Origin of the sequence: Bacillus cereus group sp. BfR-BA-01382 (assembly GCF_022663475.1) — a bacterium.
Classification (GTDB): domain Bacteria; phylum Bacillota; class Bacilli; order Bacillales; family Bacillaceae_G; genus Bacillus_A; species Bacillus_A thuringiensis_S.
In genome coordinates, this window is the sequence record NZ_JAKUFQ010000147.1 from 1 (window position 1) to 9,968 (window position 9,968).

Consider the following 9,968-nt stretch of genomic DNA (forward strand, 5'->3'; position numbering starts at 1 on the left):
CAATATGCGGTGCCATTTTTGGCTTTTGAGCAATAATTGTACAATCTAAGTTCCCTAACTCGTAACCTTGTTCACGCACAAATTCCCAAACTTTTTGTAACAATACAGCTGAATCTGCATCTTTAAAAGCTGGGTCTGTATCAGGAAAATGCTTTCCAATATCTCCTGCTGCAATGGCACCTAAACATGCATCAGCAATCGTATGTAACAATACATCTGCATCTGAATGACCGATTAATCCTTTCTCGTGTGGAATTGTAATTCCGCCAATAATTAACGGTCTACCTTCCGCAAATTCATGCACATCAAAACCTTGTCCAATTCGAAACATTCTTTACATCCTCCTTGAGCTAAACCACTGAGCTTTATGACTCTATATTATATTGATATCCCTACAAAGAAAAGCCCGGCCATTGCCGAGCTTTCCTTTGTTATACACCATCACGGCTATTTTTTCTGAACATGAAGGAAACTTTCAGCAATTAGTAAATCCTCTGGAGTCGTCACTTTAATATTATAGTAACTCCCCTCTACTACACCTACTTGCTTACCAATACGTTCCACGAGACTTGCATCATCTGTACCAAGAAAACAACTCTGTTTTGCACTTCTATGAGCTTCTAACAAAAGAGAAACAGAGAACCCTTGCGGTGTTTGTACAGCCTTAAGCTGAGATCGTTCTACCGTTTCGACAACAACACCTTGCTCTACTTTCTTAACTGTATCCTTTACTGGCACTGCACAAATGGAAGCTCCATATTTTTCTGCTGCTGTTAATACGTCTTGAATCACTTTATTCGTTACGAATGGGCGCGCTCCGTCATGTACAAGAACGTATTCAACATCACTCGCATGCTGAATCGCGTTATATACACTATCTTGTCTTTCGGCTCCACCCTGAATAAATTGTACCTGTTTTTCAATCGGATACTTCTGCATTAATTCCTCAAAATACGGGCGTTCCTCTTCGTTAATTGCCATAACAATACTTTTGCACTCTTTATCTTTTTCAAAAGCACGTAATGTATGAACGATAATCGGTACTTCGTTTATAAGTAAGAACAACTTATTTTTGCCAGCACCCATCCGCTTTCCTTGGCCGGCTGCCGGAATAATTAATGTATACATATTAATAATCCTCTACCTATAATGCTTTTTCTAATAATTTACGTTTTGCGAAAATCATACGACCAGCCGATGTTTGTAATACGCTAGTAACCAGTACATTAAGTTGCGAACCTACATACTCTCTACCATCTTCTACTACAATCATCGTACCATCATCTAAGTACGCAACACCTTGGTTTTGCTCTTTACCATCTTTCACAACATAAACATTTAATTCTTCGCCAGGGAGTACAACTGGTTTAATTGCATTAGCTAAATCATTAATGTTTAACACCGTTACTCCTTGTAATTCAGAAACTTTATTTAAGTTGAAATCATTCGTTACTACAGTTCCACCGGTGATTTTTGCTAACTTTACAAGTTTGCTATCCACCTCTTGGATATCCTCGAAATCGCCTTCATAAATTTCTACCGGAATCGGCATCTCTTTTTGAATACGATTTAAAATGTCTAGTCCTCTGCGACCACGATTACGCTTTAAAGCATCGGAAGAATCGGCAATATGCTGAAGCTCTTCTAATACGAATTGTGGAATCACAATTGTTCCTTCCAAAAACTTCGTTTGGCAAATATCAGCAATACGTCCATCGATAATTACACTCGTATCGAGAATTTTCCAATGAGTCGTAGATTTTTCTGCTTCTACCTCTTCGTTCTCGCTATTATTTTTCTTCTTACCTCCGCGTTGGGGTAATGTAAATAATCCTAGCAATTCATTCCTCTTTTTAAATCCTACTTGGAATCCTAAATATCCAAGTAAAAGAGTGAAGAACACTTGCAACACCGTACTAATAACCGGAATTGTAAATTCACGAATCGGTATTAAAATTAAATATGCAACAATAAGACCAGAGATCAATCCTAATGTACCAAATAAAACATCTGCTACAGGCGCCTTTACAAGAGCCTCTTCAATATGCTTAATAAGTTGAACAATATAATCTACAAGCCAAAATGTTGTTAAAAATAAAATAATTGCACCAATAATCGCACGAACATACGATCCTTCCAATAAAGGAACAGCACCGATGTCTAATACATTAATAACTTTTGGGATTAAGTAAATCCCTAACGCTCCCCCGATTACTAGAAAGAAGAGCTGTACGATCCGTTTTAACATCCAACCACCTCCTACTCATTATTAACCATTGTTTCGCTAATCAAAACGCCGAATGCAAAAGCGGACGTGTTTTTTTTTATAAATAGTTTTATTTACCAATATATCATATCATATAACAAAAATGTTCTAGTGTCGTTATATTATGGAATCAATGTAATATTCTTAATTGTGTCTACTCATATAGAGATGCTCTTGAATTCTTTTTAGGCCTTCTCGTATTTTCTTCGCCCTTACTTCCCCAATTCCTTCCACATCATCCAATTCATGAATCGTCGCGCGACAAACTCCTTGCAACGTTTTGAATCGATTAATTAAATTTTCAATGATAAGTGGCGGAACACGAGAGATTTTGCTTGTAATTCGATATCCCCTTGGCGTCACACTTTCTTCTAAACTAGTTTGCCCTGGATAGCCAAGTAATTTAACTAAATCACTATCCTCTAAAAGTTGTGTATTTGCAAGGTCCTGTAACTTTTTCAAAATTTGATGATGGTCTTGTGTTTTCTCCTGATGGTAATCTTTAATTAACAATGCTGCCTCTGCTTCTAAATCAGCTAGTAATTCTGTAAGCTGTAAACGAATTAACCTACCTTCTGTTCCGAGCTCATGAATATAGCTCAATATTTCATTTTTAATACGCAGTACCATTTCAACACTATGTAAAACGTGAACTACCTCAGACATTGTAACGACCTCTTCAAATTCTAGAATGCCCAAATTCGTAATACCATCATTCCATACAGCCTTATATTTTTCTAACGTTTGAATAGCTTGATTTGCTTTTGTTAAAATAACCCCTATATCTTTTAGTGTATAACGTAAGTTCCCTTGATATAGCGTAATTACGTTACGTCTTTGTGAAATGGCCACAACAAGGCTGCCCGTCTGCTTCGCTACACGTTCTGCTGTTCGGTGACGCATACCGGTTTCAATAGAATCAATAGATGCCTCTGGAACTAACTGTGCATTCGCTATTAAAATTTTACTTCCCGTTTCATTTAAAATAAGTGCCCCGTCCATTTTTGCTAATTCATATAAACTAGCAGGAGAGAATGCACAATTAATGTGAAAACCACCATCCACAATACTTTTAATCTGCTCATTATATCCAAGAACAATTAGCCCCCCTGTTTGTGCGCGAAGTACATTATCTATCCCTTCACGCAGTGGTGTTCCTGGGGCCACGAGCTGTAAAATATTAATCATACTTTTGACACGTTGCTTATTTTCTTCCATAGCCTAGCCTCCTAATGTCAAACGAAGCGCTTCTCCTAAATTAGAAACACCTACAACCTCAATCCCATCCGGAATTGTCCATCCTCCTAAGTTTTTTCTAGGAATAATAACACGTTGAAATCCTAATTTAGCCGCTTCTTGTACACGTTGTTCGATTCTTGATACTCTTCTTATTTCTCCAGTTAATCCTACTTCTCCTATTACTGCATCAGTTGGTGCCGTAGATTTATCCCTAAAACTTGAGGCTATACTTAAAGCCACTGCTAAATCAATTGCCGGTTCGTCTAATTTCAAACCACCAGCTACTTTTAAATATGCATCTTGATTTTGCAATAGTAAACCTGTTCTTTTTTCTAATACTGCCATAATAAGCGAAACACGGTTATGATCAATTCCCGTCGCCATTCTTCGAGGATTTCCAAAACTAGTAGGGGAGATTAATGCTTGTATTTCTACTAAAACCGGTCTTGTTCCTTCCATTGAAGCAACTACTGTTGATCCTGCAACACCAACCGGCCTTTCCTCAAGGAAGATTTCAGAAGGATTTAAAACTTCCGCAAGACCAAGCTCTTTCATTTCAAAGATACCCATTTCATTCGTGGAACCAAAACGGTTCTTCACAGCCCGTAAAATACGATACGTATGGTGTCGATCTCCTTCAAAGTAAAGAACTGCATCGACCATATGTTCTAACATACGAGGTCCTGCAATTGCTCCTTCTTTTGTCACATGCCCGACAATGAAAATAGGGATTCCTTTTGTTTTTGCAAGTTTCATTAATTCCGCTGTACATTCACGTACTTGTGCCACACTTCCTGGTGCTGACGTCACTTCAGGTAAATGTATCGTTTGAATAGAATCAATAACAACAAAAGCTGGATTCATCTCTTCAATATGTGCTGCAATACGCTGCAGGTCTGTCTCTGCTACAACAAATAGATCGCTACCCTTTACATGCAAACGATCTGCACGAAGTTTAATCTGCTTTGCCGACTCCTCACCCGATATGTATAATACATCATATGAAGAATCTGCTAATTGTGATGAAATCTGTAATAGTAATGTTGATTTTCCAATCCCAGGGTCTCCACCAATAAGCACTAAGGACCCATCTACAATTCCACCACCAAGCACACGATTAAACTCTTGAAATTCCGTTTCAATACGTGCCTCAGACTTTGTTTCTACTTCGGTAAGACGTCTTGGTTTTGTTACTTCCGTTTGAATTGCATTCGCGTAATTAAGGCGCCTAGATGATACAACTGGCTCCATTTCTTCAACAAGTGTATTCCATTGACCACATCCAGGACATTTACCCATATATTTTGGTGACTGATAACCACATTCTTGACATATAAATTTCGTTTTCTTTTTAGCCATACCTTTTTATAGTTCACTTCACTTTCGTCTATAAACGTTTATCCTTCTCGTACAAGAAAGAGGGCTATCGCGTAGCCCTCTTTGTTTGTCTATACTTATTTTACCTTTTCCGCACTATGAATGACAAATGATTCTCCTTCTACATCAAAGATAACTTTTTGTCCTTTCTCAATAGCACCTTTTAAAAGTTCTTCTGATAGTCTATCTTCTACATGTTTCTGAATTGCTCTACGAAGTGGACGAGCGCCATACTCACGATCAAATCCTTTATCTGCAATAGCTGAAATTGCCCCTTCCGTTAAGTGCAATTCGATTTCTTGTTCTTTTAAGCGATTTACTAACTGATTTACCATAAGAGTTACAATCTCTTGAATATGTTTTTTCTCAAGCATATGGAATACGATAATTTCATCAATACGGTTTAAGAATTCTGGACGAAATGCCTTTTTCAACTCATCCATTACTTTACCTTTCATATCCGAATAATCACGGCTTTCATCTTGGACATTAAATCCAAGATGTTTGTTACGTTTTAACGCCTCGGCACCAACGTTAGACGTCATAATAACAATTGTATTACGGAAATCAACTGTACGTCCTTTAGAATCTGTTAAACGACCATCTTCTAATACTTGTAGTAGAATATTAAATACATCCGGATGAGCTTTCTCTACCTCATCTAATAATACAACTGAATATGGCTTGCGACGAACTTTCTCTGTTAATTGTCCACCTTCTTCATATCCAACATATCCTGGAGGAGAACCAACTAAACGGGAAGTAGAATGCTTCTCCATATACTCTGACATATCGATGCGAATCATTGCATCTTCATCACCGAACATAGATTCTGCTAGTGCTCTTGCAAGTTCTGTTTTACCTACACCTGTTGGTCCTAAGAAAATAAATGAACCAATCGGGCGCTTCGGATCTTTTAATCCTGCTCTTGCACGACGAACAGCTTTTGCTACTGCTACTACTGCTTCATCTTGACCAATCAAACGATCATGAAGAATGGATTCTAAATTTAATAATTTATCAGTCTCTGTTTGTGCAAGTTTAGAAACTGGGATACGCGTCCATGTAGAAACGACATTTGCAATATCTTCTACCGTAACCTCTGAATTTTCTTTTCCTTGTTGCTCTTTCCATTGACGTTTTGTATCTTCTAACTTCTCACGTAAGCGTTGCTCCATATCACGTAAGGATGCAGCCTTTTCAAATTCTTGACTTTGTACAGCTGCATCTTTTTCTTTTCGAATCTCCTCAAGCTTCACTTCAAGCTCTTTTAAGTTTGGTGGTGTTGTATAAGAACGTAAGCGAACTTTTGAAGCAGCTTCATCAATTAAATCAATTGCTTTATCCGGTAAAAAGCGATCTGTAATATAACGATCTGAAAGTTTTACAGCTGCATCAATAGCGTCATCTGTAATAGATACACGGTGATGCGCCTCATAACGATCACGTAAACCTTTCAAGATTTGAATCGATTCTTCTAAACTTGGCTCATCAACATGAATTGGTTGAAAACGTCTTTCTAAAGCCGCGTCTTTTTCAATATATTTACGATACTCATCTAAAGTTGTTGCCCCAATACATTGTAGCTCTCCTCGTGCTAAAGATGGTTTTAAAATATTCGATGCATCGATTGCACCTTCTGCTCCACCTGCACCAATTAATGTATGAAGCTCATCAATAAATAGAATAATATTGCCTGCTTGGCGAATTTCATCCATCACTTTCTTTAAACGATCTTCAAATTCACCGCGATATTTTGTTCCAGCTACCACTGTACCCATATCTAGTGTCATAACACGCTTATCTCTTAAAGTTTCAGGAACTTCATTATTTACAATTTGCTGTGCTAATCCTTCTGCAATTGCCGTTTTACCTACACCAGGCTCACCAATTAATACTGGGTTATTTTTCGTTCTACGGCTTAATACCTCAATTACACGTTGAATTTCTTTACCGCGTCCAATAACAGGGTCTAAGCGATTTTCACGTGCAACAACTGTTAAGTCCCTTGCTAAACTGTCCAGTGTCGGTGTATTTGCATTTGTTGCTGAACCACCTTGATGACCTGAACTAGCTTCATTACTTCCAAGAAGTTGTAACACTTGTTGTCTTGCTTTATTTAGACTTACACCTAAATTATTTAAAACACGTGCGGCTACACCTTCACCTTCACGGATTAAACCGAGTAAAATGTGTTCTGTTCCAACGTAAGAATGGCCTAGCTTACGCGCTTCATCCATAGATAATTCAATAACCTTTTTAGCACGAGGTGTATAATGTACAGTTTGAGAAGCTTCTGTTCCTCGCCCAATTAACGCTTCTACTTCTTTTTGAACTTTCTCTGGACTTAATCCAAGAGCAATTAATGCTTTTGCTGCAATTCCTTCACCTTCGCGTACAAGCCCAAGTAAAATATGTTCTGTTCCAATATTATTATGCCCAATACGAATTGCTTCCTCTTGAGATAAAGCTAACACTTTCTGTGCTCTTTCTGTAAATCTTCCAAACATCATAGAAATCGCCTCCTACTTGCGCTTAGTTTTTTTCAATACGTAATCGCTCACGGATTAAGGTTGCTCTTCGATAATCTCTTTCTTCTGGCCCTAAAGGTCCACCTGCGTATTGTTGTAAAATACCTGGTTGCGTAAGAACCATTAGCTCAGTCAAAATATTTCTCGATATACCTTTTATATATCCTAGATCAATACCAAGTCGTACATCTGATAAGCAATTGGCTGCTTCTGCAGATTGAATTAAACGACTGTTTGCTAGTATGCCGTAAGAACGATAAACCTTATCTTCAAGTTCAATACTTGAATTTTGTACAATTAATTCTCTAGCCATTTTTTCTTGCTGTATAATTTGTTGAATGACACTCTTTAAATCTGCAATAATATCTTCTTCAGACTTTCCTAGCGTCATTTGATTTGAAACTTGAAATATATTACCTAACGCTTCGCTACCTTCACCGTATATTCCTCTTACTACTAACCCTAATTTTTGAATTACTTGTATAATACGGCTAATTCTTTTTGTTAAAACCAGTCCCGGTAAATGTATCATCACAGAAGCTCTTAACCCTGTGCCAACATTAGTAGGACAACTCGTAATATATCCAAGTGATTCATCAAAAGCGTATTCAACTTCTTTCTCAATCCAATTATCTATTTGATTGGCACTTTGAAGTGCCTCTGATAACTGTAATCCTGAAAATAGGCACTGAATCCGAATATGGTCTTCTTCATTAAGCATAACACTAATATGTTCACTTTCTGATAGTAGACATGCTCCATATTCTGTCCCTGCAAGATTTGGACTAATTAAATGCTTTTCGACTAAAACTCTCCTTTGAAGAGGGGTTAATTCATTCATCTTTAATAGTCCAAACTCCCCAAAAGACCCTACTGCTTTATTTATGAATTTCTTTTTGAATAATTCATGAATCTGTTTAGCTTCTTCTTCGTTTTGCATAGTGGAAAATTGATATTGTTTAAAGTTACGAGCCAAACGAATTCGACTACTTAAAACAATATCAGAATCAGGGCCATCCCCCTTCATCCATGGACTAATTGCTTCGTTCATAATTTTGTCCAGTGACATAGAACTATTCCCCCTCTCTATGCTCACTAAGCTGTATTTCAAGACCTCGGATCTTATCTCTTACTTCTGCAGCTTTCTCAAATTCCTCTTTCTGTACGTATTGTTTCAGAATAAGTTTTAGTTCATCTAATTCTTTCTTTAAGTGGATATTTCCTTCTATACGTTCCGGAATTTTCCCACAATGTTCTGTATGCCCACCGTGAAGGCGTTTTAATAATGGCTTTAAATGCTCCTTAAATGTATCGTAACAAGAATAACAGCCAAAACGTCCGACTTTTGTAAATTGTTCATATGTCATCTTACAATCTGGACATCTTACTATATCTGCATTTGAAAATCCATTTTTTCCTTCTTCAAACATTGTTGATTCACCGTGTAATAAACCAGCAAATAAATCATGAAATGAAAAGTTAGACTGCGATGATGGAAAGAAAGACGTATAGCCACTTTGCTCTGCACATTGCTCACAAAGATGAACTTCCGCCTTCTTCTCGTTAATTACTTTTGTATAATGTAAAGTTGCTGGTCTTATATTACAGTTTTGACAAGTCATCACTATCCCCACCTTTACAACAGGAACGCTCTATCTCATGGTACTTTTCATACATTACTAGATTGTTCGCTTTCCTGAATCCGTTTAAATAAAAGTGCATGTTCTTTTTCAAAACTTCTACAATATTTAACTGCTTTATCTTAGTTATCAATCTTTTACAAAAGTTATATTTATTTATATTTCAGTGTTCTTAACATTGCGCATAATATTCGAGCCCTAAGTTCATCTCGAGAAGGAACATCCATTGATAATACAGAACGATCTATTACGCTTAACATCAGTTTCGCTTCACGATTTGTTATAATTCCCTCTTCTATTAAACGTATAATCATACTTTCTGCATTCCCTTGCGCAACGCTATGATCAATCATATGAAGCATTTGATCAATAATATCTATATCGTCATGCAGTTTGACTTTTATAATGCGAATGTAACCTCCTCCACCACGTTTACTTTCTACTACAAATCCTCTTTCTAACGTAAAACGGGTATTGATTACATAATTGATTTGAGATGGTACGCACTCGAATCGATCCGCAATCTCATTTCTCTTGATTTCAATCACATTATTATTACTTAAGTCAATAACTTGCTTTAGATATTGCTCAATGATATCAGATATATTTCTCATTTATCCGCCACCTTTATTGACTTTGACTATCTTTGACTTTAATTATATACGTATTAATAAAATTTGCAACTCTTTTGCTTATTCACTATCCTAGCCACATTCCCCTGTATTTAAACAAAATATGAATACTTTAAACACATTTTTTATTACTATGGATTATAAAATAAAACACGAAAAAACACGAGTCATTTGACTCGTGTTTTAGTTGCTTGGCGACGTCCTACTCTCACAGGGACAAGGTCCCAACTACCATCGGCGCTAGAGAGCTTAACTTCCGTGTTCGGTATGGGAACGGGTGTGA

9 protein-coding genes and 1 rRNA gene are annotated in these 9,968 nt (G+C 37.0%); all 10 read right to left on the reverse strand.

Annotation, left to right across the window (positions count from 1 at the left end):
- Positions 1-331 (reverse strand): 2-C-methyl-D-erythritol 2,4-cyclodiphosphate synthase (gene ispF / locus MR160_RS31250; protein WP_242299004.1); only part of this gene is annotated, 331 nt, incomplete at its 3' end.
- Between the two features lie 116 nt (positions 332-447).
- Positions 448-1,128 (reverse strand): 2-C-methyl-D-erythritol 4-phosphate cytidylyltransferase, encoded by a 681-nt coding sequence (gene ispD, locus MR160_RS31255; RefSeq protein ID WP_044783182.1) that lies wholly within the window; start codon positions 1,126-1,128, stop codon positions 448-450.
- Between the two features lie 16 nt (positions 1,129-1,144).
- On the reverse strand, positions 1,145-2,248 hold the full coding sequence (locus MR160_RS31260) for a PIN/TRAM domain-containing protein (protein ID WP_000919681.1): 1,104 nt from the start codon (positions 2,246-2,248) through the stop codon (positions 1,145-1,147).
- A gap of 162 nt (positions 2,249-2,410) precedes the next feature.
- Entirely contained in the window at positions 2,411-3,484 is a 1,074-nt protein-coding gene (disA, locus tag MR160_RS31265; protein ID WP_000392164.1) for a DNA integrity scanning diadenylate cyclase DisA, read from the reverse strand.
- A 3-nt stretch (positions 3,485-3,487) separates the two neighbouring features.
- Positions 3,488-4,864: a DNA repair protein RadA gene (gene radA, locus MR160_RS31270; RefSeq protein ID WP_242299005.1), complete on the reverse strand. Its 1,377-nt coding sequence runs from the start codon at positions 4,862-4,864 to the stop codon at positions 3,488-3,490.
- A 95-nt stretch (positions 4,865-4,959) separates the two neighbouring features.
- Positions 4,960-7,395 (reverse strand): ATP-dependent protease ATP-binding subunit ClpC, encoded by a 2,436-nt coding sequence (gene clpC / locus MR160_RS31275; RefSeq protein WP_000971173.1) that lies wholly within the window; start codon positions 7,393-7,395, stop codon positions 4,960-4,962.
- Positions 7,396-7,417: 22 nt separating this feature from the next.
- Positions 7,418-8,482, reverse strand: a complete 1,065-nt coding sequence (gene mcsB / locus MR160_RS31280) for a protein-arginine kinase McsB (protein WP_000050837.1) — start codon at positions 8,480-8,482, stop codon at positions 7,418-7,420.
- Between the two features lie 4 nt (positions 8,483-8,486).
- A complete protein-coding gene (gene mcsA, locus MR160_RS31285; protein ID WP_000128376.1) occupies positions 8,487-9,035 on the reverse strand; it encodes a protein-arginine kinase activator protein McsA in 549 nt (182 codons plus the stop codon).
- A 170-nt stretch (positions 9,036-9,205) separates the two neighbouring features.
- Positions 9,206-9,667, reverse strand: a complete 462-nt coding sequence (gene ctsR / locus MR160_RS31290; protein ID WP_001244560.1) for a transcriptional regulator CtsR — start codon at positions 9,665-9,667, stop codon at positions 9,206-9,208.
- Between the two features lie 207 nt (positions 9,668-9,874).
- Positions 9,875-9,968: ribosomal RNA gene (gene rrf, locus MR160_RS31295) — 5S ribosomal RNA — on the reverse strand; the annotation flags it as partial.

Excerpts from the sequence above, each read along its gene's own strand:
- mcsB (WP_000050837.1), bottom strand. The coding sequence starts at position 8,482 with ATGTCACTGGACAAAATTATGAACGAAGCAATTAGTCCATGGATGAAG.
- ispD (WP_044783182.1), bottom strand. The coding sequence starts at position 1,128 with ATGTATACATTAATTATTCCGGCAGCCGGCCAAGGAAAGCGGATGGGT.
- ctsR (WP_001244560.1), bottom strand. The coding sequence starts at position 9,667 with ATGAGAAATATATCTGATATCATTGAGCAATATCTAAAGCAAGTTATT.
- clpC (WP_000971173.1), bottom strand. The coding sequence starts at position 7,395 with ATGATGTTTGGAAGATTTACAGAAAGAGCACAGAAAGTGTTAGCTTTA.
- MR160_RS31260 (WP_000919681.1), bottom strand. The coding sequence starts at position 2,248 with ATGTTAAAACGGATCGTACAGCTCTTCTTTCTAGTAATCGGGGGAGCG.
- mcsA (WP_000128376.1), bottom strand. The coding sequence starts at position 9,035 with ATGACTTGTCAAAACTGTAATATAAGACCAGCAACTTTACATTATACA.
- disA (WP_000392164.1), bottom strand. The coding sequence starts at position 3,484 with ATGGAAGAAAATAAGCAACGTGTCAAAAGTATGATTAATATTTTACAG.
- radA (WP_242299005.1), bottom strand. The coding sequence starts at position 4,864 with ATGGCTAAAAAGAAAACGAAATTTATATGTCAAGAATGTGGTTATCAG.